General features: G+C 40.1%; 28 protein-coding genes and 2 tRNA genes. 6 read left to right on the top strand and 24 right to left on the bottom strand.

Features of this window, described 5'->3' with window-relative positions; genetic code table 11:
* Nucleotides 1-53: 53 nt before the first annotated feature.
* The gene (locus G6Q06_RS02735) at nt 54-881 is read right to left on the bottom strand and encodes a hypothetical protein (RefSeq protein WP_163565651.1); all 828 of its coding nucleotides are present in this window, start codon (nt 879-881) and stop codon (nt 54-56) included.
* Nucleotides 882-1129: 248 nt separating this feature from the next.
* On the opposite strand from G6Q06_RS02735, the gene G6Q06_RS02730 reads away from it, so the two are divergent.
* Nucleotides 1130-1951, top strand: a complete 822-nt coding sequence (locus G6Q06_RS02730; protein WP_205435830.1) for a sulfite exporter TauE/SafE family protein — start codon at nt 1130-1132, stop codon at nt 1949-1951.
* On the opposite strand, the gene G6Q06_RS02725 is transcribed toward G6Q06_RS02730, so the two are convergent.
* Both G6Q06_RS02725 and kdsB read right to left on the bottom strand, forming a co-directional pair.
* A complete protein-coding gene (locus G6Q06_RS02725; protein ID WP_163565203.1) occupies nt 1941-2876 on the bottom strand; it encodes a CpaF/VirB11 family protein in 936 nt (311 codons plus the stop codon). The genes G6Q06_RS02730 and G6Q06_RS02725 overlap by 11 nt on opposite strands.
* Entirely contained in the window at nt 2851-3567 is a 717-nt protein-coding gene (kdsB, locus tag G6Q06_RS02720) for a 3-deoxy-manno-octulosonate cytidylyltransferase (RefSeq protein ID WP_163565202.1), read from the bottom strand. The genes G6Q06_RS02725 and kdsB overlap by 26 nt, the downstream gene beginning before the upstream one ends.
* 96 nt (nt 3568-3663) lie before the next feature.
* On the opposite strand from kdsB, the gene G6Q06_RS02715 reads away from it, so the two are divergent.
* Nucleotides 3664-3972, top strand: coding sequence for a thioredoxin family protein (locus tag G6Q06_RS02715; RefSeq protein WP_163565201.1), 309 nt, complete (start codon nt 3664-3666; stop codon nt 3970-3972).
* Between the two features lie 2 nt (nt 3973-3974).
* On the opposite strand, the gene G6Q06_RS02710 is transcribed toward G6Q06_RS02715, so the two are convergent.
* From G6Q06_RS02710 to G6Q06_RS02665, 10 genes are all read right to left on the bottom strand, one after another.
* Nucleotides 3975-4051, bottom strand: a tRNA-Met gene (locus G6Q06_RS02710).
* Nucleotides 4052-4055: 4 nt separating this feature from the next.
* Nucleotides 4056-4130 (bottom strand) — tRNA-Gln (locus tag G6Q06_RS02705).
* Between the two features lie 42 nt (nt 4131-4172).
* On the bottom strand, nt 4173-5564 hold the full coding sequence (locus G6Q06_RS02700; protein ID WP_163565650.1) for an L-serine ammonia-lyase: 1392 nt from the start codon (nt 5562-5564) through the stop codon (nt 4173-4175).
* Nucleotides 5565-5575: 11 nt separating this feature from the next.
* The gene (locus G6Q06_RS02695; protein WP_205435802.1) at nt 5576-6820 is read right to left on the bottom strand and encodes an aromatic amino acid transport family protein; all 1245 of its coding nucleotides are present in this window, start codon (nt 6818-6820) and stop codon (nt 5576-5578) included.
* Between the two features lie 88 nt (nt 6821-6908).
* A complete protein-coding gene (folP, locus tag G6Q06_RS02690; protein ID WP_163565648.1) occupies nt 6909-8042 on the bottom strand; it encodes a dihydropteroate synthase in 1134 nt (377 codons plus the stop codon).
* Nucleotides 8042-8674 carry a DNA polymerase III subunit delta' gene (locus tag G6Q06_RS02685; RefSeq protein WP_163565647.1) on the bottom strand — a complete coding sequence of 211 codons (633 nt, stop codon included), beginning with the start codon at nt 8672-8674 and terminating at the stop codon, nt 8042-8044. The genes folP and G6Q06_RS02685 overlap by 1 nt, the downstream gene beginning before the upstream one ends.
* Complete coding sequence (locus G6Q06_RS02680) at nt 8671-9186, bottom strand: HobA family DNA replication regulator (protein WP_240329169.1); 516 nt, start codon at nt 9184-9186, stop codon at nt 8671-8673. Before G6Q06_RS02680 ends, G6Q06_RS02685 begins: the two co-directional genes overlap by 4 nt.
* Nucleotides 9187-9188: 2 nt before the next feature.
* Nucleotides 9189-10391: an aspartate kinase gene (locus tag G6Q06_RS02675; RefSeq protein ID WP_163565646.1), complete on the bottom strand. Its 1203-nt coding sequence runs from the start codon at nt 10389-10391 to the stop codon at nt 9189-9191.
* Nucleotides 10392-10862 (bottom strand): RNA pyrophosphohydrolase, encoded by a 471-nt coding sequence (locus G6Q06_RS02670; protein WP_006565159.1) that lies wholly within the window; start codon nt 10860-10862, stop codon nt 10392-10394. It lies immediately after the preceding gene.
* A 117-nt stretch (nt 10863-10979) separates the two neighbouring features.
* Complete coding sequence (locus tag G6Q06_RS02665) at nt 10980-11282, bottom strand: c-type cytochrome (protein WP_163533905.1); 303 nt, start codon at nt 11280-11282, stop codon at nt 10980-10982.
* Nucleotides 11283-11346: 64 nt separating this feature from the next.
* Between G6Q06_RS02665 and hemW the strand changes: the two genes are divergently transcribed.
* A complete protein-coding gene (hemW, locus tag G6Q06_RS02660) occupies nt 11347-12414 on the top strand; it encodes a radical SAM family heme chaperone HemW (protein WP_163565645.1) in 1068 nt (355 codons plus the stop codon).
* Here the strand turns inward: hemW and G6Q06_RS02655 are convergent, their stop codons facing one another.
* From G6Q06_RS02655 to glmU, 6 genes are all read right to left on the bottom strand, one after another.
* The gene (locus G6Q06_RS02655; protein WP_163533903.1) at nt 12415-13977 is read right to left on the bottom strand and encodes a flagellin A; all 1563 of its coding nucleotides are present in this window, start codon (nt 13975-13977) and stop codon (nt 12415-12417) included.
* A gap of 101 nt (nt 13978-14078) precedes the next feature.
* Entirely contained in the window at nt 14079-15728 is a 1650-nt protein-coding gene (locus G6Q06_RS02650) for an L-lactate permease (RefSeq protein ID WP_163565644.1), read from the bottom strand.
* Nucleotides 15729-15799: 71 nt separating this feature from the next.
* Nucleotides 15800-16144 (bottom strand): thiamine phosphate synthase, encoded by a 345-nt coding sequence (locus G6Q06_RS08505; RefSeq protein WP_275896947.1) that lies wholly within the window; start codon nt 16142-16144, stop codon nt 15800-15802.
* A 218-nt stretch (nt 16145-16362) separates the two neighbouring features.
* The gene (locus G6Q06_RS02640; RefSeq protein ID WP_163565643.1) at nt 16363-16584 is read right to left on the bottom strand and encodes a hypothetical protein; all 222 of its coding nucleotides are present in this window, start codon (nt 16582-16584) and stop codon (nt 16363-16365) included.
* An 8-nt stretch (nt 16585-16592) separates the two neighbouring features.
* Entirely contained in the window at nt 16593-17273 is a 681-nt protein-coding gene (locus G6Q06_RS02635) for a F0F1 ATP synthase subunit A (protein WP_163565642.1), read from the bottom strand.
* Nucleotides 17274-17344: 71 nt separating this feature from the next.
* Nucleotides 17345-18661 carry a bifunctional UDP-N-acetylglucosamine diphosphorylase/glucosamine-1-phosphate N-acetyltransferase GlmU gene (gene glmU, locus G6Q06_RS02630; protein WP_163565641.1) on the bottom strand — a complete coding sequence of 439 codons (1317 nt, stop codon included), beginning with the start codon at nt 18659-18661 and terminating at the stop codon, nt 17345-17347.
* Nucleotides 18662-18735: 74 nt separating this feature from the next.
* On the opposite strand from glmU, the gene fliP reads away from it, so the two are divergent.
* Nucleotides 18736-19488: a flagellar type III secretion system pore protein FliP gene (fliP, locus tag G6Q06_RS02625; RefSeq protein ID WP_163533898.1), complete on the top strand. Its 753-nt coding sequence runs from the start codon at nt 18736-18738 to the stop codon at nt 19486-19488.
* Here fliP and G6Q06_RS02620 read toward each other — a convergent pair.
* From G6Q06_RS02620 to G6Q06_RS02610, 3 genes are read right to left on the bottom strand one after another with little or no spacing between them, the layout of a single operon-like run.
* Nucleotides 19459-19905, bottom strand: coding sequence for a DUF4149 domain-containing protein (locus tag G6Q06_RS02620; RefSeq protein ID WP_240329168.1), 447 nt, complete (start codon nt 19903-19905; stop codon nt 19459-19461). The genes fliP and G6Q06_RS02620 overlap by 30 nt on opposite strands.
* Before the next feature lie 28 nt (nt 19906-19933).
* Nucleotides 19934-20572, bottom strand: coding sequence for an outer membrane beta-barrel protein (locus G6Q06_RS02615; protein ID WP_205435800.1), 639 nt, complete (start codon nt 20570-20572; stop codon nt 19934-19936).
* A 10-nt stretch (nt 20573-20582) separates the two neighbouring features.
* Nucleotides 20583-21398 (bottom strand): flagellar hook-basal body protein, encoded by an 816-nt coding sequence (locus G6Q06_RS02610; protein ID WP_163565639.1) that lies wholly within the window; start codon nt 21396-21398, stop codon nt 20583-20585.
* Nucleotides 21399-21452: 54 nt separating this feature from the next.
* Here G6Q06_RS02610 and G6Q06_RS02605 point away from each other — a divergent pair, with 54 nt between their 5' ends.
* Nucleotides 21453-22031: a DedA family protein gene (locus G6Q06_RS02605; protein WP_163533895.1), complete on the top strand. Its 579-nt coding sequence runs from the start codon at nt 21453-21455 to the stop codon at nt 22029-22031.
* Between the two features lie 54 nt (nt 22032-22085).
* Nucleotides 22086-22262: a hypothetical protein gene (locus G6Q06_RS02600; RefSeq protein ID WP_163533894.1), complete on the top strand. Its 177-nt coding sequence runs from the start codon at nt 22086-22088 to the stop codon at nt 22260-22262.
* Between the two features lie 68 nt (nt 22263-22330).
* On the opposite strand, the gene G6Q06_RS08400 is transcribed toward G6Q06_RS02600, so the two are convergent.
* Nucleotides 22331-24745, bottom strand: coding sequence for an outer membrane beta-barrel protein (locus G6Q06_RS08400; RefSeq protein ID WP_205435790.1), 2415 nt, complete (start codon nt 24743-24745; stop codon nt 22331-22333).
* 8 nt (nt 24746-24753) lie between these two features.
* A partial coding sequence (locus G6Q06_RS02590) for an outer membrane beta-barrel protein (RefSeq protein WP_163565638.1) occupies nt 24754-25407 on the bottom strand: 654 nt, incomplete at its 5' end.

Here is a 25407-nt window from a genome sequence, read left to right as displayed (position 1 = left end):
TAAATTTCCTTTAAGGGTAGGATTTACAAGTAGGGAGGAGGAAATTAGAGCAATTAGGACAAGCTACGCTTGTACTCTCTCTCTCTCTCTCTCTCGTTAAAGCCACTTAAAAAGGGCGTGTTAGGCAGGCCATAGCCATAAACTCCCATAAAATTTTTAGAGGCACTCTCGCCGATAATAAGCACTACAAAGGATACGCTGTTTTGATCTACTTGCATGTAGTCTTGTGGGAGAGGTTTATAAAAATTTTGATAGATTTCTTGGGCTTGTTTGTGGTTATGCAAGGTATCTAAAAGCGCTAGCATCTCTTTGATCAAAGGAGTATCCCGGGCTATGATATGCACAGTATTAGCAAAGGCGCTGATATTTCTGTGTGTATTTAAGCCTGTTCGTATGCAGTGTGCGCTAAATCCGATTAAAAAAGGTACAAAGACCAAGAGGGCTTGTTTAAGAGAAAGTGAAAGGTTGTAGCGTACAAAGTATAAGAATAAGCCCACTACAAGTAACACAGCTAAGAGAGAGAATAAATGCGCATAGGCGCTAAGAAAAAATTCATAGGCTTCAGATAGGCTGGTGGCTAGTAAGGTTTCTATCAGGGCTTGGTTTAAACCCATTTGGTAATAGTAGGAGGTAAAAAAATCTAAAGAAGCACAGCCAAGAGAGAGGATAACAATAAGATTTTTACAAATTGTGTTGATTTTTGGGGGGAGGAAACTGACTAGAAAATATAAAGTATAGAAAAGTGCAAAGCCATAAAAGGCCACTTTGATCACTAGATAACTTAGCATGCCGCTTATATACACATCTGGAGAGAAAAAGCAAACTACAATAGGCGCAAGCCACGCCACTAAAAAGTGCATATCTAAGATCACTTTAGGCATATAAATTCCTTTTTAAAATGAGGACAAACTTTGTAAGCAAGCCAAAAATTGTGATTTTAGCACAAGTGAACAAAGTTCTACTACTCTAAGAACACCATTTTTTGGTTATTATTACTTATAATCAAAACAATCATAAACAACAGGAGACAGATTTTTATGCAGGCTATTAATGCTCCATTTCTAGGGTTTTTCAAAGATACCTACAATCCATGCCAAACACCAGCCATTAAGCGCCCATAATGCTAGTACTGGAAAACTCAGAAGCCCTTGTTTTATGTGTGGTGGGGGTGCTAACTGGTATTACGGCTGGATTCTTTGGCATTGGTGGGGGCGAAGTTGTGGTACCTGCTGCTATCTTTGCAGGTTTTAGTTATAACCATGCCGTCGGGATTTCACTAGCCCAAATGCTTTGTTCTTCTCTAGTAGGCTCGGTGATTAACTATAAAAAAGGTTTGTTAAATTTACAAGAGGGTATTTTTGCTGCTTGTGGGGGATTAATAGGAGCGATCGTAGGGGGCTTTTTATTAAAAGTGATAGATGATCGCGTACTCATGAGCGTGTTTGTAGTGGTGGTGTGCTATACCTTTACTGAATATGCTTTTGGGCGCAAAGAAAGGCATTATCAAAACGCGCACTTTTACATGCACGCAAAAAAAGTCCCCTTAAAAATCCCTATTATCCATTGGCATTTGAGTAAGACACATGCTATTTTAGTCCTAGCAGGTTTGATTACAGGGATTTTTTCTATTCCTCTTGGCATGGGTGGGGGGATTTTAATGGTGCCCTTTTTAGGCTATTTTTTAAAATATGACACACAAAAAATTGTACCTTTAGGTTTGTTCTTTGTGATCTTTTCCTCACTCTCAGGGGTGATCTCTTTAGCCCACTCTGGCGTGTTAAATAGCCACGCTTTACAAGCTGGATTAATCACCGGATTAGGTGCGCTAGTGGGTGTTGGCATTGGGATTAAACTGATTTTATTAGCTAATGAAAAAATCCATAAAATTTTATTACTCTGCATTTATGCGCTCAGTATTTCAGCCACACTTTATAAACTCATTACAGGCTAATTAAATCCTTAGTCAAAACAATTTCTTGGATATGGTGCTGTTTTTGGATTTTACAAACTTGTATGAGTACATCAACAGCACTTTTAAAATACTTTTCTACAACTCTTAGATCAAATTTAGCCTTATGCCCCATTTCAATATTAAGTGCAATGGCCTCTAAAACTTGAGAGAGGCTATTAGCATGCAAAGTACTTAACATGCCCTTATGCCCTGTATTGGCTAAACGCAAGAATAAAAGCGCGTTTCTAGTATCAATCTCACCAACCATAAGACAATCAGGGCGCATACGCATGGCCATGTTAAGAGCGTTTTCATAGCTAAAGGGAATTTGTTCATTCTTGCCCACTAAAAGCCCTACATGGTTTTCAAACCCGCTTAAATCTAATTCTTGACTATCCTCTACACTCACAACCCGACTCCCCTTAGGAATATATTCTAAAAGCGCGTTAAGTAAACTAGTTTTGCCACTAGCTGTACCGCCACTAATTAGAATGTTACACCCCTCTTTAACCATGTCCTTTAGATCGCCATAACTATAAGCGCAATTTGGCGCTATGATAAAAGCTTCTAAAGGGAATTTTTGGAGATTTGGGATACGGATATTTAAACTAATTTGGTTATTAGTGGTGATACTAAAATGATTAGCACTCACTCTATAGCGGGTAAAGGGAATGGAACAGTTAAGGGTAGGGGTTTGCAAATTAAAGGATAAATGGCGGTAATTGCCCAGTTGCTCACAAAAGTGCAATAAAAACTCTTTACTAAAAGTGCTGTCATGGATTTTATGGCGCGATCCATCTAGTTTATAAAGCCACAGTTCTTGCTCTGTATTGCTAATTAGTTCGCTAATGCCACTTTCTAAATAAGGGATAAAACGGGCAATCTGGGCTTTTAAAACTTTATGGGTGCTGAGTTGATCTAACACGGTTAAGCGCTTTTTTTAAATCTTCTGGGGTATCAATGCCTATGCTATTTGTTTGTACATGGCTAGTTGTGATGATCTTATGGTGGTAGAGAGCACGGAGTTGTTCAAGTTTTTCAATCTCTTCTAAGGGGCTTTTTTGAAGCGCACAAAATTCTAAAAGCGTATGGGCTCTAAAACCATAAATACCAATATGCCCTAAAAGTTCTACAGAAATTCCATCGCGATTATAAGGAATAACAGCGCGGGAAAAATACAAAGCTTGTTTATTTGCCCCTAGCACCACCTTAACTAAATTAGAATCAAGGGCTTCTTTTGGGGTGATTGTTTTAATACATGTGTGCATGAAGGGCGTGTTTTTAGATTCTTCTAAAAGAGTAGCAATAATTTCTGGTTCTAAAAAAGGCTCATCGCCTTGTAAATTAACTACCGGAGTTTCTGGAGGTAAATTTAAAAGCACGCAGGCTTGTGCGCATCTATCTGTACCGCTAGTGTGATTCACACTTGTTAAAATAGCCTTGATCTTAAAATCTTCACAGGCTTTTAATAACAATACATCATCGCAAGCTACCACCACCTCATCTACCTTTTGGGCGTTACGGGCTGTAACCACTAGCATAGGAACTCCACCAAGTGGTACAAGGAGTTTTCTTTTAAAACGGCTAGATTCTAATCTAGCAGGAATAATAATCATAGATAGCCTTTTTATCAGATAAATTATTATAGTCTTTTATAGCAAGCTTAGCTTTTTTGGTTATGCTCTTATTTATCTTTAGAAGAAAGGATTTGTTTGCAAACACTAAATAGCCAAGATTATCAAAATAAAATAGCTAAGGGGGCGGTAGTGATTAATGTGGGTGCGCATTGGTGTCCGGATTGCCGGCGCATTGAGCCAATTATGGAAGTTTTAGAGAAAACTTACACGGAGGTAGCGTTTTTTAAAGTAGATTTTGATCAAAGCACAGATTTGAAAGAGAGACTAGGCATTAAGCGTATCCCTACACTTATTTTTTATAAAAATGGGGTAGAAGTGGGTAACAGGCTAGTAGAGCCTAGTAGTAAGGCAGAGATTGAAAAATCTTTAAAAGCGCTGTTGTGATTTGGTTGCGGGGGATGGATTTGAACCACCGACCTTTGGGTTATGAGCCCAACGAGCTACCGGGCTGCTCTACCCCGCGTCTTTGGCTGGGGTAAAAGGATTCGAACCTCTGAATGCCAGGACCAAAACCTGGTGCCTTACCACTTGGCGATACCCCAACAAAAAGTCCCATTCTATCTAATTGCAGTGTAAAAGTCAAGCTAACATCTTGGAATGTGTACATGGGTAGCTAGACCGCCTAAAGAAGTTTCGCGGTATTTAGGGTCTAAAGATTTACCCACCTCATACATGGTTGAAATCACATCATCTAAGCTCACTTTAGCCTGATAGCCATCTTCAAGCGCTAAACGCGCAGAAGACACCGCTTTAATCGCCCCTACTACATTGCGCTCAATGCATGGAATTTGAACAAGGCCACCTACCGGATCACAAGTTAAACCCAAATGATGCTCCATGGCAATTTCAGCCGCGCTTAAAACTTGCCGCACATTTCCCCCCATTACAAAAGCAAACCCAGCAGCAGCCATAGAAGAAGCAGTCCCCACCTCAGCCTGACACCCCGCCTCAGCCCCGCTTAGTGAGCCATTTCTTTTATATAAATAGCCAATGGCCGCACAGGTGAGCAAAAAATCTACAATTTGTTCGGTTTCTAAAGGTTTAATGTGCTGGTGGCAATAAAGTAACACCGCAGGCACCACCCCACAAGCCCCATTAGTCGGAGCGGTAACCACTTTATGCCCTCTGGCATTTTCCTCACTCACCGCCCGCGCATAGAGTGTAATGTAATCTACTAGGCTTAAAGGATTAGCTTTATTATGTGATTGGCTTAGGCGTGTGTAAATTTTAGGGGCTAAAGAAGCCATGCCAATATAACCGGGCAAGCTTTTTTCACTAGAAGAAACCCCACTTTGATAGCAAGCTAGCATGGTCTGATAAATTTCTAGACAATAATTACGGGCATAATTTTCTTTAAACAGGGTATTTTCATGCATCTCTACAATGCCGGCAATGTGGGTATGGTGTTTCTCACATAATTTTTCTAACTCCTGAGCACTTGCAAAGTCAAAGGGGGTGTGGCAATCTTGTGTAGTGCTATTTTTTTTGTGCTGTAATTCCTCTTGTGTGTAGATAAATCCCCCGCCGGTGGAGTAATAAATTTCTTGGGCTAGTACTTTTCCATGCGCATTGAGGGCTTGTACTTCCATGCCATTTTCATGTAGTGGTAGGGCTTTAGAATCAAAGAGAATATCCTCTTGTAGGGAAAAGGCGATCTCTTTTTTTTGGGCTAAAAGGATTTTATGATCTTGGATAGCTTGTTTTAAAATAACCTCTCTTTGTTCTAGCCGCACCTCTCTAGCACTCACACCACTTAAGCCCACAATACAGGCTAAATCTGTCAAATGCCCCTTACCGGTGAGAGCAAGCGAGCCATGTAAAATCACACGCACGCGATTAACTTGTTCTATTAAACCTTGATCGCATAAAAGAGCACAAAAACGCGCACAGGCATCCATAGGTCCAATGGTGTGTGAAGAACTAGGGCCAATTCCAATTTTAAATATCGCGGTGATTGATTGGTTAGAAGAGGGCATGGATACACTCCTTATTTAAAAACAATCTCAATAATAGCATTTAAAACGGTTAACACGCCGGTTAAAAAGATAAAGCCATCGGCTAAAGGGCTTCTAAATTCTTTCATAGAAGGCAGAGCATACATCGCCACAATGGGTAAAATAAAAGTAACAGCGGCTAGAGCCGGTCCTCCTAAGCTTTCAATAAAACCTAAAATACTAGGGTTGGCATAGGATACTGCAATAATGCTCACCCATAAAAACAAGGTGATCCATAAATCAATGGTTTTATGCCGTTTGGTATTGAGTTTATCTTTTGTAAAGATTTGCACCACTAAGCCTTTTAAACCTTCTTTAGCCCCATAATAATGCCCAAAAAAAGAGGTGGTGATAGCTAAAAAGGCCACAACAGGCCCCGCATAGCCGATAATAGGGTTATTTAAAGTGTTGGCAAAATAACTTAATATGGGGATATTTTGTTCTCTAGCCTTGATTAGATCGGCTGGTTCTAAACAAAGAATACAAGAAAAGACAAAGAACATGACAAAGAATAATAAAAGCGAAGTGTTGAGTAATTCAATTTGGTTAGTTTTATAGTGTTTGAGTTCGCCGTAATGTTTTTCTACCGCTTGGGCAAAAGTAGAGATAATGGCGCTATGATTAAAAGAGAAAATCAAAACAGGCAAGGTAAACCATAGAGCCGCAAAAAACCCCTTGAAAGTGGGAATATCTGTGAGCATGGAAGTTTTCCAGTAAGGAATGAGATAGAGGGAAAATACCAATAAAATTAAAGCTAAGGGGTAAACTAAAGCATTAGAGATACGGGTAACCACAGTAGTGTTAAAAATCATGACAAAAATCATGCCAGTGATGAGGTGCTCGGCTAAAAAAAAGCGGTTATTTTCAAAATAATGCAGGCCTAATTGGTTACTAAAAAAAGAATCAACGGTATTTGTAATCCCCACCCCATAGGCTAAACAAATAGGATAAAGCGCAAAGAAATACATAAGCGTGATGAAAAAACCAACTTTTCTACCTAAATGTGTAGCGGCATGGGTAATATCCTCATTGCCAATGGCATTTACAAAGCGCGCTAAGGCTCTATGGCTTAGCCAAGTCATCGGAAAACTTAAAAGTGCCATCACCACCACAGGCCAAAACCCGTATTCACCAGCTCTAATGGGTAAGAATAAGATTCCAGCTCCAATAGCTGTACCAAACATGGACCACATCCAGCGGATGTCAAAAAGATTAAGAGATTTACGCGAATCGTCCATGCATTGCCTTTGATATAAGATAAAATGTTGTGATACCAACAAATTTTATAATAATACTAATTTTCATGCCTAATTTTTATAAAATCCGCTACAAGCAAGATAAAGCGCTATGAATGGCTATTAAATCTGCATGGGCGGGTATATCATGGACACGCAAGATACTAGCCCCATGTGCTAAAGCTAAACCATGTAAGGCTAGTGTTCCGGCTAATCTATCCTGTACTTCTTGTTTGCAGACTTCCCCTATACTCTTTTTACGGCTACAGCCCACTAATAACGGATAACCAAAGTGTAGAAAATGTTCTAAATGCTGGATAAGGGTTAAATTCTCAGTTGTGCCTTTAGAAAAACCAAAGCCAATATCTAAAATAATGCGATCCACTCCAGATTTTAATAACTCCTCAATTTTAGAAGTGAAAAACACTTCTAAATCCTGCCATAAATTTTTAGCTGAAAGTAAAGTCCCATCCATAGGTACGCCACATGAATGCATTAAAATAACTTCGGGTTTATAATGCTTGGCAATTGTTAGCATTTGTGTATCTCTAAACCCATTGACATCATTAAGTACAGCAAAGCCATGTTCAAGTGCAAAAGCAGCCGTTTTAGGGTTATAAGTATCAATGCTAAATTTAGTGTGCGTATAAAGTTTCTGGTTTTTAATCTCTAAACACAGCTCTTTTAGGCGCGCTATTTCTGTATTAGAGTCTACATAAGTGCTTGAAGGCCTAGAACTAGCCGCTCCAATATCAATATAACCAATCTTATGCTGTAAAAAAGTTTGGATTGTTTTTAGGGCTTCTTTTGTACTGTAGCGGCTATTAGGATAAAAACTATCTGGAGTGAGATTAAGTACACCCATTAAAGTGGGTTGAATTTGGGAGACTTTGAGGTGTTTTTCTAGCATTTGAGCTAAAACTTTTAAACCAAAATCTTGTTTTTTACACTTTTGGCTGAGCCGTTCTAATTGATCTTGAGTGCCCACTAAAAGGCAATCATAGGCTTTCTTTTTTGCCAAAATACAATCTTTGGGTGTGGCTAATTCAGCCCCTGCGCGTAAAGCTTCTTGTTTTAAAATCAAGGTAGCGCTTAAGGGTAAATCCTCAATTTTAAAACTAAAGAGTCGCCCTTTTTTTGCCATGATCTCTTGGCCGATTTTATGGACTTTAATAGTTTGCAGGGCTAAAGGAAAACTTTTAGGATTAAGACGCCGTAAAAACATCAAACTTCTCTAGCCTCCAAAATTGCTAACAATAAAGGTAATAGATTATAACTAGGGCGCAAATACAAAGCATTAGCATAAATGGCCTCTTGAAAATATTCTAGTTTTTCGCGCTTAAGTGTGATATGGGTACGCTTTATTTCTTCAAGTAAAGCGCTAATTTGCATTTGTGTTTCTGCTTTACTCCAATTTTCTTGATCAATTCTTTGTAAGTAGCGATACATTTCATCTAAACTACAGGTGCGCAAATTTAACCCAAAGGGCTTAGGCGTGGGTTTAACGCGTTTATCTATGCATGGCAGGCGTGAACGGATAGTGGGCAATAATGCATGTTTATGCTTAGCAAATAGAATAAATAGTGTTTTTTCAGGGGGTTCTTCTAAAATTTTAAGCAAGGCATTTTGGGCAAAGATATTGAAAGTATTGGCTGCAATGATGCAGACTTTTTGTTCCCTAGAGCTTAAAGTAGCGCGCCGTTTAATTTCATGGGCATGATCAATTTTAAGTTCTTCTTCTATAAACAACTCTATAAAAACCGGGGTATTTTGCTCTAAAAAATGCTGTTTTAATTCTGCTTGGTAGTGCTTAGCCTCCTCACAAGGTGTATTTGCATAAATAAGGCTACTTGTCATGTTAAATTCAGCTTTCCTAATAAAGCGTCTAATAACACGCGTTCAAAAACTTGATAGAGTTGGAGTAATTGGTGATCGCTTAATGGGTCTAAAGAATTAAAGCTAATGATCTCCTCTCTAGGTGGCGAATCAAAAGCCCATAAAAGCCCGCGTTCTTGCAAGACTAGATTAGCTACTGGAGAGCTAAAAGCCCCCACATACCATAGAATATGGCTTTGATAAACAAGATTTAAAGTACTGCTCACCAATGCATTTTCTGACTGATTTAGGCGAGATTGAAGGGTTGTAGGGATTTCAAAAATAGGGATTAAAGGACGCAAAGGGTGGTTATTTAGATGAGAGAGGACATAAAGCTTAAACCATGCGCGCTCTGTATCCGTATCCATCAAAACACTCCCCCCCTCTATAATGTGTTTGATTGCCTGAATACAAGCAATCCAGTTGCAATTTTGTAGCCAATCTTTTAAAAAAGAAGGTTGTTCTTGTAAAATAGGGTATAACCATTGATGCATCCCTATACTTCTAATTTAAAAGCAGCGTGTAGTGTTTTTAAAGCTAGTTGGGCTAAAGCAACATCTACCACAACTGAAATTTTAATCTCACTCGTGCCAATCATCAAAATATTAATGTTTTCTTTGGCTAAAGCTTTAAAGGCCGCGCTAGCAATTCCTGAGTGAGAGCGCATACCAACCCCCACAACAGAGATTTTAGCAATTTGATCATCACATTCTACCGATCCAATATCTTGTAGATTTTTTAAAACCTGTTTACAAGTTTGTAGATCCTCCTTAGGCACTGTAAAATTAATATCTGTCTTGCCATTGCGCCCCACAGTTTGCACGATTAAATCAATATTGATATTTGCATCTGCTAAAAGCCCAAAGATTTCTCCGGCAATTCCGGGGTAATCACGGGCATCAACGATATTTACACGCGCCTGATCTGTATCCATAGCAATACCGCTTACAATGGGTTTTTCCACAATTTGCTCCTCTGAAGTGATGCGCGTCCCCTCTGCTGTACTAAATGAACTGCGGGTAACTAGCGGAATATGATACTTTTTAGCTAATTCTACCGAGCGGTTAAATAAAACCTTGGCTCCCATAGAGGCTAGTTCTAACATTTCTTCATAACTAATTTGATCGATCTTTCTAGCCTGTGGTACAATGCGCGGATCTGTGGTATAAATCCCATCTACATCTGTATAAATTTCACAAAGATTAGCATGTAAAGCCCCGGCTAAAGCCACTGCGCTTAAATCACTCCCACCTCTACCTAGAGTGGTGATCTCTCCATGTACACTTACTCCCTGAAATCCAGCCACCACCACCACAAAATTTTGGGCTAAAAGTTCTTGGATTTTAGAGGGGTTGATCTCTAAGATTTGGGCTTTACTATAATGTGAATCTGTTAGAATCCCTGCCTCCCTCCCACTTAATGAACAAGCCTTTTGCCCTAAAGATTCTAAAGCAATGGCTAATAAAGCACTAGCAATTTGCTCCCCACTACTTAGCAGTCTATCTAATTCTCTTTGATTAGGGCGTGTTCCAAAATGGCGGGCTAGATTTAAAAAATCATCTGTAGTATCCCCCATAGCCGAGACCACCACCACAAGGTCTTCAAAGCGTCTTTTGCTTTCAAGTACCCGTTTAGCTACAGCCTCAATACGCGCACACCCCCCCATACTCGTGCCCCCAAACTTTTGGACCACTAACACCTAGAGATATCCTTCCTTGCGGAAATAACCAATCACTTGCCTATAAACCTGCCGTTTAAAATACACCACCCTATGGAATAAATCCTTAGTTTTGACAAAACAATAACGATCAAATTCTGGACAAAGGGTTTTAATGTTAACTAAAGCGTTATTTTTAAGCCGTACTAAAAAGTATTTTTGTCTTTGGCCATCAAAGGGGTAGAGTTTTTTAGTCATGGTTGGGGGAAAATCATAGGTGATCCACTTGGGATATTCTGCAATCACCTCCACCGCATCCGTGCCTATTTCCTCTAAAAGCTCGCGGTACAATGCCATTAAAGGCGTCTCGCCTTGATCAATCCCTCCTTGAGGAAACTGCCATGCTCCTTGAATATCAATGCGCTGTGCGATTAAAAACTCACAATCACTAGGATAATGTGAGGAAAGCACAACAGCGGCCACATTAGGCCGATAACTTTTCTTAGTTTCCATGCTTGTCCTTTAGCTATTTGCGCCATATCTTTGACTGCGTAACTTAAAACTAAGGGACATTATAGCACACACAAAACTAAGACAAAGACCCCGCTGTATCTAAACTAGATGATTGGATTATTTTTTAAGAGTAGGGATAAATTTTGATAGCGCATCAATATCTTCATCACTCAAGCCCTGAGCCTGTGCATGCATCACACCACCTGCTCCATACCGATTAAGCGTACCGGCTTTATAACCTGATAAATCCTCTTTAATCGTCGCGCTATCTAGGGTGTTAACTACATGCCCTTTACCAAATGCCTTTTTATCCATAGCAGGTCCATGGCATCCAGCACATCTTTTAACAAGCGCAGACGGATCAGCTGCTCCTAACAAACTAAGCCCTAATACAGAGCTTAAAAACAAGTACTTTTTCACACAATCTCCTTTGATTATTTTTATCAAAAAACATGGTAAGATGATACTATTTAAAGATTAAGCCATGTTTAAAATCCCACCTCAAAGCCCTAGTAGCCTGTATTTGCACATTCCTTTTTGTCAAAGTAAATGTGGCTACTGCGCTTTTAATTCTTTTGTAGGTTTAGATGCGCTAAAAGAGGCCTACACACAAGCTTTAATCTGTGATCTAAAAACAAGCCTAGCAGCCTCCCCTGTGCTCTCCTCTATCTTTGTGGGTGGGGGTACGCCCAATAGCCTCAAGCCTAAGTTTTATGAGCAAATTTTTAACACGATTAGCAAATACGCTTATTTAAAATCAGATATAGAAATCACTTTAGAGGCTAATCCAGATCTCATTAATCAAGAGTGGTGCTGTGGATTAAAACAACTAGGGGCTACGCGCCTTTCTATAGGTGTGCAGAGCTTTTTTCCTGATAAATTACACCTCCTACAAAGAAAACACGATCACAGCGCTATTTTTAAAGCACTTGACATAGCCTATCAAAGTGGCTTTGAACATTTAAGTATTGATCTAATCTATAACACCCCATTAGATACAAAAGAGCGCCTAGAAGAAGAATGTAACCAAGCTAGCAAACTCCCCATTGATCACCTCTCAGCCTACAGCCTCACTCTGGAGGATAATACAAGGTTAGCCAAAGACATGAACTCTTGTAGTCTCCTTCATTTAGATACATTCCTCAAGCAATGTTTAAAAGATAGAGGGTTTAAACAATATGAAGTTTCTAACTATGCTAGAGATTATCAAGTACGCCACAATTTAGGCTACTGGGAGGGTTTGGAGTATTTAGGCTGTGGGGCGGGGGCTGTAGGGAGGATCAAACAACAAAGGCTTTATAAAATTAAAGATGTTGCCACCTATATAGACAACCCTTTTAAAGCGCGGGTAGAAAAATTAAGCCAAAAAGATTTGTGGTTTGAATCGTTGTTTTTAGGTTTGCGCTGTATTTTAGGCGCGCCCTTAGAAGGCTTAGACTCTTTAAAAGTCCAAACCCTTCTAAAAGAGAAAATCTGTGAGGTAAAAAATCAAAGGCTAACTGCTAGGGATTTTTCCCTAGCTGATGAAATTGCCCTGTGGCTGCTAGACTAACTAAGTTAAGAGCCGTAAAATGTTTTGTTGCACGGTATTAGCCTGACTCATAGCATAACTACCAGATTGGGCTAAGATATTATTTTTACTAAAGTTAGCGCTCTCTTCAGCAAAATCCACATCTCTAATTTGTGATTCGGCCGCCTTTACATTCACTTGGGTGATCGTGATGTTATTAACAGTGCTAACCATTTGGTTTTGCACAGAACCTAAATCAGAGCGGATTTTATCTAGCATTTTCTGCGCAGACTCAGCAACATCCATAACCACCATAGCTCCCCTAAGAGTGGTAACCCCAGAACCTAAAGTGAGATTTTCTGCGGCTATGGTTTTATTGTAGTTAGCCCCTGAAGCAGAGCGCACTGCTTGGTTAAATTCACCTAAGACATCTCTAAGATTAACCGTCGTATTAGCCGTTTCTCCCCTGCCAAAACCAATGGCTCTATAACCCGCATTAGGATCGGTTACATTAGCCCCCGAAACAATTAAAATATCTCTAGCATCTTGGCGTACCAAAGAAAGACGACCAAAATTTACAGAACCTTGTGTAACCTTTTGGCCTCCATTCATAGTATCTACAGCCATAACGCCAGAACCGCCCCCTTTTCGATCATTGCCCCCCTCATTATCGGCTTTAAGACTAATGCCCCTACCATCAAGACTTCTAAGATTGAGTCGTCCCTTAGCATCTGTATAGGCCTCTACACCAGTTTGAGAAGTTACAGCATTAATCGCTGCGATCAAGCGGCCATCGCTATCGTTTTTCTTAATGCCTATTACATTCCCGATATGGATACCATTAAGCACGATATTGTGCAAATTACCCGAATGCACAGCCGTATCTGAGGTAGAAATCACATTAGCCGTAGCCCGTACACCTGTTGTATTGGAGTTTTTATTAATCACCTCTGCTAACACACCAAGACCCGTACCTGCAGAAGTAGAAATTTTCACGCTTTCTAAAGTTACATCATGGGTACCATTAACCTGTTTGAAAGTTAAGGCTACTTCTCCAGCAGCTGTAATAAGGCTACCGGTTACAATTTTTGTTTGCCCGATTTTATCTGAAGTGGCTGATCCGATACTAGCCTTAATGGTTTCGTTAGAATACGCCCCCACTTGGAACTCTTTATTAGAAAACGCGCCTGATAATAAAGTTTGCCCATTGTAAGAAGTGGTAGTCCCGATATTATCCAAACTTTGAATCAAGCGCACAATATCAGCCTGAAGCGCCTTTCTGGACTGCGTATTTTGCCCATCTTGAGCGGCTTGTGTAGCCTTAGTCTTAATGGTATCTAAAATCTTAATTTGCTCATCCATTGCCTTATCTGCGATTTGGATGATTCCCATACCGTCGTTGGTATTAGAAATAGCCTGCCCTAAACTCTTAGCCTGAGAGCGCAATGAATCCGCAATAGTCATGCCCGAAGCGTCATCAGCTGCCTTGTTAATGCGCAAACCAGAACTCAAGCGTTCAAGCGATTCTTTTAAATCGCGTTGTGTTACTAGCCCCACCGCGTGGGCGTTTAATGCATTGATATTCGTGTTAACCTGAAATGCCATCATAACTCCTTGTTAATGTTTCCTAAAGCTTCCTTGCTTTGGCGCTTGCTATATCGGTTAAAAATAGTTTTACTCAACTTACTATTTAAAATCAACCCATTTTAAGAGACCGGCACAACTTGAGGAAAACCATAGGCAATAACCGTAACAACAATTCCAATTAGAATCACAAATAAAATAGAATATTTAACCGTGAATTTAAACAGATCAGATTCTTTACCCGCTAAGCCCACTGCAGCACAGGCAATTGCAATGCTTTGAGGGCTAATCATTTTGCCCAAAGTCCCCCCCACAGTGTTAGCTGTAATGGTTAAAATTTCAGGAATTTTTAAATTATTAGCGGTGAGTTGCTGGAGTGATCCAAAAAGTAAATTAGAACTTGTATCACTCCCGGTTAAAAACACACCTACCCAGCCGATGATAGGCGAGAAGAAAGTAAAAGCCTTACCGGTATGGGTGAGTGCTAGCGCCATTGTTGCAGAAATCCCGCTATAGTTAGAAACATAAGCAAAACTTAATACAAGCCCGATTGTTAAAACCGGATAGCGCATCTCTTTAAGTGTCTCGCCAAAAACGCCCACCGCCTCACTCATCTTAACTTTTAACACAAGTACACTCAAAATAGCCGCAACAAAAATAGCTGTACCTACCGTGTTAATTAAGGGAAGTTTAAAAATAACGGGGGCTGTTGGGCTTTTACCCTCAATGACAAAAGGTACACTCTTAAATATTTTTTGGCTAATGCTTGTAAATTCAAAGTAAAAATCAGAAAAAGCGAGTAATCCCCCCTTAGCAAAGAGGCCTTTAAACCAAGGTTGTGTCCAGACAATAATGGCTAAAATCAAAATGATAAAGGGAGTCCAAGCGATTAAAATTTTATAAATCGGGTGTTGGTGGTGGGTGCTTTGGGTTTGTCCATCACTTCTAAAAATGTGCTTGGGTTGCCAAAAGCGCAAAAATACAGCTGTAGCCACTAAAGAAATGATGGCTGAGAGAATCCCGGGAAGTTCAGGGCCTAGATAGTTAGAACTTAAATACTGGACTAAAGCAAAGCTAAAAGCAGAAACAAAAACGGCGGGGAAAGTTTCTTTAATCCCGCGTAGCCCATCCATTAAAAAGACGATAAAAAAGGGTACAAGTAAACTAATGAAAAATAAAATCTTGCCTGCCATGGCGCTAATAGCAAGTGCACTCACACCCACCGCCCCAGCCATAGCTGTAATAGGAATACCCACCGCCCCAAAGGCCACCGGTGCGGTATTAGCAATTAAGCATAGCCCGGCAGCATAAAGCGGATTTAGCCCTAATCCGGCTAAAATGGCTGCTGTAATGGCTACAGGTCCTCCAAAACCAATCGCACCTTCTAAAAACGATCCAAAACAAAAGCCAACTAGAATCACTAAAATGCGGTGATCAGGGGTGATGGATTGTACACTTTCTTTTAAAATTTCAAAATACCCGGATTTAACACTTAATTTATAGGAAAATATCGCCGCGATGATAATCCATGCAATAGGCCATAGGCCATAAAGAAAACCATAGGCAAAGCTAGCCCATATCATCGTTGCAGGCATTTTATATACAATAAGCGCGATGAGTGCTGAGAGCGCAACACTTAAAAACGCGGCTACATGCCCTTTTAATTTAAAGACAATTAAGGACATGAAAAACAGCACAATGGGTAAGACAGCAGCCAACGCGCTAAGCCAAATATTTCCCAGTAAGGGGGCATAAACCTGATGCCATTGCATGGTTTTCCTTTATCTTAAATTAAAAACCGCCTAGTATAACATAAACTAAAGGTTAGCCATAAAAAATAAGGCTATTTATCTAAAAAGCAACGCATGCCCGCAAACCCTCTTAAACCCTTGTCTGCTAGAAGTGTGGATAGTTCAGAGCGCATACCCCCTAAGGCAAATAAGTGTTGTTTAACCTCTAAACAAAATTGATCTAAATAATCTAATCCTAGTGGGGGGGGTTTATTAGGCGTAGCAAGAATAGGGCTTAGGGTGCAAAACTGCGCGCCTAAATCTAAAGCTTGCATGACTTCTAAGGCGCTATGGGCGCTATAAAAACTACTTAGAGTGGGCGGAATTGTTATAAGACCTGCAAGTTCTGCTCCCTTGACATGCACGCCCATAAAACCATATTCTAATGCCTTTTGTATACTTAATTCAAGACTAGCTAGGTTAAGATAACTGATAACATGGTGGGCATGGCAGGTTTGGACAAAGAGATTTAAATGAGAATTGGCTATTTGTGTAACTCTTAGGCATGCTCTATCAATGGAGTGGGTTTTAAAAACAGATTGTAAAAGGGTTTGAAAAGCCTCTGTAGAAAGATCGCCAATAAAAGCAGGGGTGATCCAATAGGCTTCCAGATGGTTTAAAGGCGCTCCTTAGAACTTTCTTTAAGCATGGCAGACATGGATTTTGCGATCAAAGCAAAGAAACTAAAAAGGGCAAAAACAAAGAGAGTTAAAAAGATTGAGACCACTAAACCAAAATCGCTAAAAATAAAAAAACACAACCCCCCACAAGTTAGTGCAATCCCTGCAAACAACCCGGCAAAGAAATCTAAAAGAGAAACCAGTGTATCTTTACTCATTGTAAAACTTAATGCCCCTCATCTACTAAAACAGCACCCGCCAAATAGACATAGGTTAAAATCATGAAAACAAAGGCTTGCAAAATGCCCATGAAAAAGAGCACCATAAAGGGCGCAACGGGAATCACCCATGGTACAAGTAAAAGCATGATGAGTAAAAACATATCATCGCCCTTAATATTCCCAAAGAGCCTAAAGGATAGAGAAATGATACGCGAGAGATGTGAAACAATTTCTACAGGGAACATAATAGGCATGAGCCATTTAACTGGGCCTAGAAAATGGGCAAAATAGCGCATAAAACCCTGCGTACGGATGCCCTCAAAGTGGTAGTAGAAAAAGACAATAAGGGCTAATACAAGCGTAAAACTCCAATTTGCCGTAGGCGCTTCAAACCCCGGAACAATCCCTATCATATTGGCATAAAAGACAAAAAGCGCAATGGTGCCGGTTAGAGGAAAATACTTACGCGCCAATTCCTCGCCGATTACATCTTTAGCTACAGATAAAATTCCCTCAATCACAGCCTCATAGATATTTTGTAACCCAAAGGGTACCATTTGTAATCTCTGAGCGGCTATTCTACTAATGATTAAAGTAAAAAGGGCGCAAAATACCGCGTAAAACCCGATGATGAAGTTGTGATCGCCATTAATTAGACCTGCAAAAGTAAAAACCCGGTGCTCCATGCCTTCTCCAAAATCTCTATTATAACAAAATTACCCAAATTTTAGGCTTACCCTTAAAGCCTAAATCACAATTACACTTTAGGAGGTTTATTGAAAAACCGGTAATACCCTTGAGCTTTATTAACTTGGGGGGCGCGTGTTAGCACTAAATCCCCCTCTTGCATCTCTTGACTCACACTGCTACCCGCTCCAATGAGTACATGGGAGGGAATATTTAAAGGGGCGATAAGTTGGGTATCACTACCAATAAATACATTTTCTCCAATGCTTATAGAGTGCTTATTTTTGCCATCATAATTACAAGTGATCACCCCCGCTCCAATATTAGTTCCCTTTTGGATTTGACAATCCCCTAAATAGCTCAAATGCCCAGCCTTAACGCCGTTTAATTGGGCATTTTTGATCTCTACAAAATTACCCACATGGCTATCAATGATAGAACAACCCGGGCGGATATGGGCAAGTGGCCCGACACTACTAGCTATAATTGTGCTTTGCTCAATAACACTATGGGCTTTAATGTGTGCGTCTTTAAGATAACACGATCCAACAATACGCACCCCCTGTTCTAAAATACAATTCCCTTCAAAAACCACGCCTTTTTCTAAATAGATTGTGTGTTCTAAGTGCATACACACGCCTAAATCCATTGCCCCTTGCCGTAGTCTTTGAAGCATTATCTCTTCAGCTCTTGCGCGCTCACTTTGGGAGTTAACGCCTAAAAAGTAGGTTGGGTTGACAAATACGGGGAGAAATTCTACCCCCGCTTGGGTTGCTAACTGCACTAGCTGGGTTAGGTAGTATTCTTTTTGCGCGTTTGAATTATCTAACTTAGGTAGAAATGTGTTTAAAAGTGCTCGATCAAAGAGATACACCCCCGCATTGAGGGTATCAAGCGCTAGAGTATCTGTACTAGCGTCCTTTTGCTCAATAATGGCTTTGACTTTTCCTTGTTTGAGTTGTACACGCCCATAGCCGGCTGGATTTTCTAGTTTAAAAACCCCAATGGCATTATTTGCTTTGTTAATAAAGGGTTGTAGCGCCTCTTTGGTAATTAAAGGCATGTCGGCATTAAGAACTAATACATGGGAGTGGGCAGTTTTAAGAGGGTTTTTATCTTTATTCATGAGTGCCCCCCCAGTGCCCGGGAAGTCTGGATTTTGTAAATGTAAAAAGAGGGGCGCATCTTTGAATGCCTTTTTAATCACCGCCTCTATTTTCTCATGCTGGTGTTGTAAGATCACATGCACATCATCACTAATACAAAGTGCTTCTTGTAACACCCAAAGTAACATTTCTTGCCCACAAATTTTATGCAAAACTTTAGGTAAAGAAGAGCGCATGCGCGTACCCTTACCTGCTGCTAAAATCACAACCGAAACCGCCATTAATCCCCTTTAGGCAATTTTAACATCAGGATTATTATACTCAAAGTTTCTCATCCCCATCCAAAGGTCTATTGTTGCGCTTTTTTCTCTTTTGGGCTATTTTGGCTTTTTCTTTAACATGTGCTGCAACACTTAAAGACCCGGTTATCCCTACTATTAATCTTTCACTAAGTGCCCCCCATACACCTACTCAGCTTGTAACAACGCTAAATGTTGTGTTGGTATTAACCCTTCTAGTGCTAGCCCCTTCGCTTATTTTAGTGATGACAAGTTTTATCCGCCTCATTGTGGTTTTTTCTTTTCTGCGTACAGCCCTAGGTACGCAACAAACCCCGCCCACACAAATTTTAGTCTCTCTAGCGCTTATTTTAACCTTTTTTATCATGGAGCCTGCGGCCAAACAAAGCTATGAAAGTGCGATCAAACCCTATTTGGCAGAAAAAATTTCTTATACAGAGGCGTTTGAAAAAGGAATTGTACCCTTTAAAGAATTTATGCTTAAAAACACCCGCGAAAAGGATTTAGCCCTTTTTTTTAGAATCCGCCATTTAGAAAACCCCAAAAATGCTAGTGCCGTGCCCTTAAATATTTTAGTACCCGCCTTTATGATTAGTGAGCTTAAAACGGCTTTCCAAATTGGCTTTTTACTCTACTTGCCTTTTTTGGTGATTGATATGGTGGTGAGTTCTATTTTAATGGCTATGGGTATGATGATGTTACCCCCCGTGATGATCTCCTTACCCTTTAAAATTTTAGTTTTTATTTTAGTAGATGGGTTTAATCTCTTGGTAGAAAATTTAGTGGCTAGTTTTAGACATATTTCTTAAAGCACGGCTAAAAAACGAACAACAAAGCAACGCTAGAAGGATTTTAAAGATGATTTCACTTTGTGCGTGCATTTGGGCAAATTTTTGGGTTGCCACATAAGCGCTCCCTAGACTTTGAGCCTTAAGAATATAGGGCGTGTAGTAAAAACTAAAGAGAAAGATCAAAACAGCATTAGCTAGGTGAGATAGGCGTAAAAGAATGGCTTTTTTGAGTATTAAACTATCTAGCACTAAGATACAGGCTAGGGCGTTTAAAACCCAATTAGAACGGATAAAAATATGACTCATCAAAATACCCGCATCATAACGGGTAATAGGTGTGGGTAAAATGCTAGAGGTTTTAAAAATAACAGGGGCTACACAGGCTCCGGTAAAAATCACAATCCCAACCCCCATACCGATAAATAAAAGAACCAAACCTCCCCATAAACGCGCTAACAAGGGATTAAAAAAGAAAGTAATAGGCGGCTGTAAAAGCCCAATCGCGTTTGAGGGAAAGATAAGTATCCTCCATAACAGGGGTGTACATGCGTGTAACACGCATAGGGATTTTAACCCCTAGCTCAAAAGCGCTATGTCTAGCCACCACGAGCCTTGCGCCCGCATTAAACATCCATTGAAATTGTGTGGCATTGCTTCCATTAATCGCAGACCAAGTATTGCCCCCTACAGCTACCCCGCCAAAAACACCAAAATTAGACCGCTCACCATTAAATAAATTAATGAGTAGATCGATTCCAACCCCATAACCGGATAAATTAAAGGTATTTTTACCAAAATACGCAGCGTTGTTATACACAATCTTACCAAAGTTAGTCAGCCCCCAGTTATAAAAGCCATAATAACGCAGTCCAAAATATCCCTTCTGTCCAAAAAGCTGGTTATAACCTACATGCACCCCTATACCTTGAGTGATAGCACTGCGATCAGCATAGCTAGGGGTTTGATCGTGCAAGATACGCGCCTTAAAAGTAGACCCCCCCACTTCATACATCGCGCCCACAAAAAAAGCACTTTGTTCTGCTTGTAAATTCCCTGTTAGAGTTAGTACTCCAACTAGGGTTAAAGTTTTTGATAATTGCATTTTATTTCCTTTATGCACGGAGGGCTAGTTTATTAATAGCCTCTGTATGCATGTCATCCATATGGGTTTTTAAAACTTTAGAATACATGTCAACCAAGCGGTTAGCCTCAATTAAACGAGTCATTTCAAGCACGGCGTTTACATTGCTTTTTTCTAGGAAGTGTTGGCGCACAATAGGCGCGTTAAGTTCTATTCTTTCTGCCATCTTTGCTTGTGGGTAGGTGTATAAATTATTGCCTATTTTCTTTAAAAGCTTTTGGCTTTCAAATCCTACAACAGCTAAATTACCCCCCGGCACTTCCTCATTACCCTGTCTAAAAAAGATCGCCCCATTAGGATTGACGCTCACACTAGATCCGGGCAACATCTGAATCCCTGCTTGGTTTTCAATACCCCCACGGCTTAGTACATGGTAGCCCTCTTTGGTGCTTAAAAACCCCTGTGAATCAATAGTAAAACTCCCATCTCGTGTAAAAGCCACCCCTTGCGGGGTTTGCACGGCAAAATAAGCGTTAGGATCGCTTAAAGCAAAATCTAATTCATTATCTGTTTTTTGCATAGGCCCTAAGCTATAATCAGTGTAGCGCTCGGTGATAATGGGCACGCGGTTGAGGTTGCGGTTAAGATATTTAGCCGCTTGTTTGGTTTGATCATGTAAAGGGAGTTTGTCGCGGTAGTTTTGATAAAGCCGTAAAAAATCGCCCACCACCACATCATCGCGTTTAAAACCGGGGGTGTTTAGATTGGCTAAATTATTAGAAATTTGATCTAATTTATTAAATTCTGTAACCATTCCACCGGTGGCAGCATAGTAGCCATTTGTCATGCAGACTCCTAAAACTTTTGTGTTATTATACCCTAAAAATTCTCAAGGACTAGCGTGCAGGAAACCCTCCAGCATTTCCAAGATATGTTTAATACATGGGGTTATTTATTATTATTTGTTTACTCGCTTGGGAGTGGCTATGTAGGGATTGTACTAGCCGGGATTTTAAGCGCTGGGGGGCACATGGATATTAAAATGAGCATGCTAGTAGCGGGTTTGGGTAATTTTGTGGGGAGTTGTTTACTAGTCTATGTGGGGCGCACTCAAAAAAAAGAATTGCATGCTTATTTAACCAAACACAGACGCAAATTTGCTTTAATTTATATTTGGATACGCAAATATGGCGCGTGGTTGATCTTTATTAATAAGTACATTTATGGGGTTAAAACTATGGTACCCTTAGCCATTGGTCTAAGTAAGTTTGATTTTAAACGCTTTGTATGGCTCAATGCTCTCTCTTGTATGCTTTGGACTTTGATTTTAAGTTTGCTAGCCTACTATGCAAGTACTTGGATGCGCCACTCTTTAGAACAAAGTAGTACTTACTCTTATGTTTTACCCTTAATTTTTATAGGATTTCTCATCATTTTATGGCTCTTAATTATTAAGTTAAGCAAGAAAATTAATCGTTAACACGCAGTTATTTTAAACAGTGTAGCGTTAAACTCCCAATTAAAGGAGATTTTTATGAAAATTAAGTGGTTTTTTGTTTCTATTCTGAGTGGTGTTTTGGTGATGGGTTGTACTAAAACTGCAAGTGCAGCTAATTGTTCAAATAAAAAGCCCGCTGTTGCAAAAGGTCTAGCCCAGCAAGCCCCAGCCGATCAATGCCCCAATGATGGCGAACCTAAACAAGTAGAGTAAGCAAAATGCCTCTATGCTAAAGACTTTGGATTTAGCAGGGCTAGCACCGCTTAAAATTTCTAGCAAAGTTAAAAAAAGGTGGTAAAGTCCATAAAAATATCTGTACTTTTATAGCTATCAATGAGTTTAAGATTGCCATCTGGATCAAGGGTGCGGGTTTGATTAACTAGCGGAATATGCGCGCCTAAACTCCATTTAAAACGGTTAAATCGTGCGCTTATACCCACCGTTGCATCAATATTTAAATCATAGCGCATAAGCGAGCCCCCAAAATAATTCGCATTCCAAAAGTTTACCACCCCTAAAAGCCCAGCAAATAAGCCATAAGCTCTAACTTGGACATGCCCTATTCTAGGAAGCCCCATTTTAGGTACGCTAATTTTGCTATAAACATTAAAAAGTAAATTACTCCCCACGCCTAGTTGGTAACGGTTAAGATTATCTATACTGCTTTGTGTGCCCATATATAAATAACGGTAGCCCGCATAGCCATAATAAGACATGCCCACAAAGGAATTAAAATATTTTTGATACCCGGCAGTTGTAAAGAGCCCTATTCTTAAAGAGTTTTGGCGCAAATCTTTAGTAGAAAAGGTGATTAAGGGGGCTTGGGGTTTTTGTACTTGGGGCAGATTAGCCGCGTTAGTGCTGATAGGAATAATTCCAGTAGGATTAGTGGGGGTTAAAGTGGGGATATTAGGCATGGAGGAGAGGGGAAAGGTTTGTTGGGGGATAAAATTTTTCCAGTTATTATAAGCAGTTTGGGCGGTATTGATACTAGCTTGTGCAGAATCAGAGCTTGGATTTGTGCTAGAGCCAGTGGGGCCGTAGGCAGTTTCAAGGACATCGTGTAAGATATCAGAAACTTGATTAGTTAAAAACCCAAAATAGCCTACAAAAATCGCATTTGCCCAAGAATTATATCCGCAGACTTGATAACCTTGTGAAAAACTTAGCCCCACTGTAGGGCTCTGATAACAGTAGGTAACATTGTCTCCGTATTGGGTATCTCTTTTAGCCTGTGCGGGTTCAGGAGGCGTTGTTGGTGGTTTGGGTTTACCAGACTCGATAGTGCTCATGATCCATATAGGGTTATACACAAAAAAATCTATCATATCTGTAGCAAAAACATGGGTATAGGCATTTAGAAAATCACTAACAGCTGAGCTATTTCCATTTTGTAAATCCCCTAGTAGGATACTATACATGGACGAATTTTCAAAATTACCCGCAAAATTAGCCGCTCCCACATAGTTATTCATCAAATTAAAAAAGGTTTGGAAGTTTTTTTCATCTGCTGTACAACCGACATTTGCATGATCGCAATCAGCAGGGTAGATTGTAAACTTATTCTCTAGCTCGTCTAAGTTAAAAAGTGTACCCCAAATCTCTGCGTTGGTATAACCGTCTTGTTTAAGCGCCTGTTCGTAAGAATTATAAGGCGCATAAGTGTCGCTGGCATACCCGCAACCATTAGCACCGGATAAACCATTACCAAAAATAATATTAAAGACGCAAAGATCGCCCGCAGTAAGATAAGAACTATGTTGTCCATTGGTTAAAAAAAAGGTGTGTCCATCGGCATAATTGATCCACTGGTTATGAAAAGCCCGTCCTAGAATTTCTGTTACGCCTGTAATGGAGTTCATCGCTTGAGTGATGTCTGCTTGTTTAGTCGCGTTTAATGCAGAAAGTTTATTAGCATTTGCCACTGCAATTTTTTGATCATCTTGACTTAAAGTCTTTTCATCTGAGCTAAATAAGCCCACCATTTTATTAATATCGCCAGAGAGGGTTAAGAGTGCTTGATAAACTTGAGAGGGGGTTAGAGAAGAGATATGACCCGTATTTAGAGGCGGGGGGAGAGATAGGGGAGTGTAGGATATACCCAAATCCTTAGAAATTTGTTCAATCGCACTATTTAGTGAGTTAAAAGTACTAATAGCCTGTGTGAGTGTTTTTAGATTTTGCGTGTAGGATTGGTTAATCTGAGTCTCATCATGTTTAAGCGCTTGTTGGGCGCTGTTGATGAGTTGTTGGTTTTCCTTGTTGTAGGAATTGATCGTATTTTCAAGGTATTGTTGGTATGCAGATAAAGAACTATTCACACTAGCTAGCAGATTTTTAACATCTGGATTTTTAGCTAGTGCGTCTAATTTATCAATGAGGTGATCTAGAGCCACTGAGGAGGGGTTTGCCTCTTGGAGTTGCTCGGCTAATTTTTTAAGCTGGGTAATGGTTTGTTCTTTATTAGCTTGCAGAGAAGAAATAGCCTTATCATAAGCGTTAATTTCGGCCTTGTAAGCTTGTTGGGCTTGGGCATTAATGGAAGTGGCGTTGCTACTTTGCATAATATCACCCGGCCCCCCTCCCATGCCAAAGGAAACAAAGGGGCCATCTAAATAAGAGGAAAAAGGATGGGCTTTAATAAAGGAGAGCAGAAGAAAGAAGAGAAAGAGGCCTATTTTGTACTTTGCTGGCATTGCATTACTTAAAACACCCGTGTAAAATTCATGAAAACTTGGGTACTTTTGTAATTGTCTATAATATCAAGGGTTTCTAGCCCACCGCTTCTACTAGGGATTTTAATCACGCGGATTTGATTAGTAAGCGGGACATAAACCCCTAAACTCCATTTAAAATGATCGGTACGCAAGCTAATACCTAAAGTAGCGTTGAGATTAGCATTATTGTTAACATAGCTATGACTCTGATCTATGAGGCTTTCAGTCCAGATATTGACCATAGCTAGTAAGCCGCCAAAAAAGCCGTATGCTTGCATTTTAGGGTGGGCTTTGTCTGCGTTTTTGATCTTACTATAGACATTAAAAAGCATGTTAGCGCCAAAACCTAAAGTGTAGCGGTTGACATTGTTTAAATCGCTGGCCATTTTCATAGCGCTATTCATATACAAATAGCGGTAGCCAAAATAGCCATAATAAGAGACCCCAAAAAAAGGCGTGAAGTATCTTTGATACCCCCCTTCTGCCTGCATGCCTATTTGTAAAGAGTTGTACCGTCCATGTCCTGTTGGCTGTAAAAAGGGTTGTTTGGAGACTAAAACACTTCCGCCCCCAAGATTCATGCCCAAAGAGAAAAAAGCGCCACTAAGATAAGAGGCAAAAGAGCGGGCGTCTGCGACTAC

It is taken from the genome of Helicobacter suis (genome assembly GCF_902196135.1).
Lineage (GTDB): Bacteria > Campylobacterota > Campylobacteria > Campylobacterales > Helicobacteraceae > Helicobacter > Helicobacter suis_A.
Note: the sequence above shows the minus strand (reverse complement) of the source record. Positions and strands in the feature narration are given on the sequence as shown.

Coding starts and splice junctions, on each gene's coding strand:
- G6Q06_RS02735 (WP_163565651.1), bottom strand. CDS start 881: ATGCCTAAAGTGATCTTAGATATGCACTTTTTAGTGGCGTGGCTTGCG.
- kdsB (WP_163565202.1), bottom strand. CDS start 3,567: ATGATTATTATTCCTGCTAGATTAGAATCTAGCCGTTTTAAAAGAAAA.
- G6Q06_RS02700 (WP_163565650.1), bottom strand. CDS start 5,564: ATGCCCTCTTCTAACCAATCAATCACCGCGATATTTAAAATTGGAATT.
- G6Q06_RS02695 (WP_205435802.1), bottom strand. CDS start 6,820: ATGGACGATTCGCGTAAATCTCTTAATCTTTTTGACATCCGCTGGATG.
- folP (WP_163565648.1), bottom strand. CDS start 8,042: ATGTTTTTACGGCGTCTTAATCCTAAAAGTTTTCCTTTAGCCCTGCAA.
- G6Q06_RS02685 (WP_163565647.1), bottom strand. CDS start 8,674: ATGACAAGTAGCCTTATTTATGCAAATACACCTTGTGAGGAGGCTAAG.
- G6Q06_RS02680 (WP_240329169.1), bottom strand. CDS start 9,186: ATGCATCAATGGTTATACCCTATTTTACAAGAACAACCTTCTTTTTTA.
- G6Q06_RS02670 (WP_006565159.1), bottom strand. CDS start 10,862: ATGGAAACTAAGAAAAGTTATCGGCCTAATGTGGCCGCTGTTGTGCTT.
- hemW (WP_163565645.1), top strand. CDS start 11,347: ATGTTTAAAATCCCACCTCAAAGCCCTAGTAGCCTGTATTTGCACATT.
- G6Q06_RS02655 (WP_163533903.1), bottom strand. CDS start 13,977: ATGGCATTTCAGGTTAACACGAATATCAATGCATTAAACGCCCACGCG.
- G6Q06_RS02650 (WP_163565644.1), bottom strand. CDS start 15,728: ATGCAATGGCATCAGGTTTATGCCCCCTTACTGGGAAATATTTGGCTT.
- G6Q06_RS02640 (WP_163565643.1), bottom strand. CDS start 16,584: ATGAGTAAAGATACACTGGTTTCTCTTTTAGATTTCTTTGCCGGGTTG.
- G6Q06_RS02635 (WP_163565642.1), bottom strand. CDS start 17,273: ATGGAGCACCGGGTTTTTACTTTTGCAGGTCTAATTAATGGCGATCAC.
- glmU (WP_163565641.1), bottom strand. CDS start 18,661: ATGGCGGTTTCGGTTGTGATTTTAGCAGCAGGTAAGGGTACGCGCATG.
- G6Q06_RS02615 (WP_205435800.1), bottom strand. CDS start 20,572: ATGCAATTATCAAAAACTTTAACCCTAGTTGGAGTACTAACTCTAACA.
- G6Q06_RS02610 (WP_163565639.1), bottom strand. CDS start 21,398: ATGACAAATGGCTACTATGCTGCCACCGGTGGAATGGTTACAGAATTT.
- G6Q06_RS02600 (WP_163533894.1), top strand. CDS start 22,086: ATGAAAATTAAGTGGTTTTTTGTTTCTATTCTGAGTGGTGTTTTGGTG.
- G6Q06_RS08400 (WP_205435790.1), bottom strand. CDS start 24,745: ATGCCAGCAAAGTACAAAATAGGCCTCTTTCTCTTCTTTCTTCTGCTC.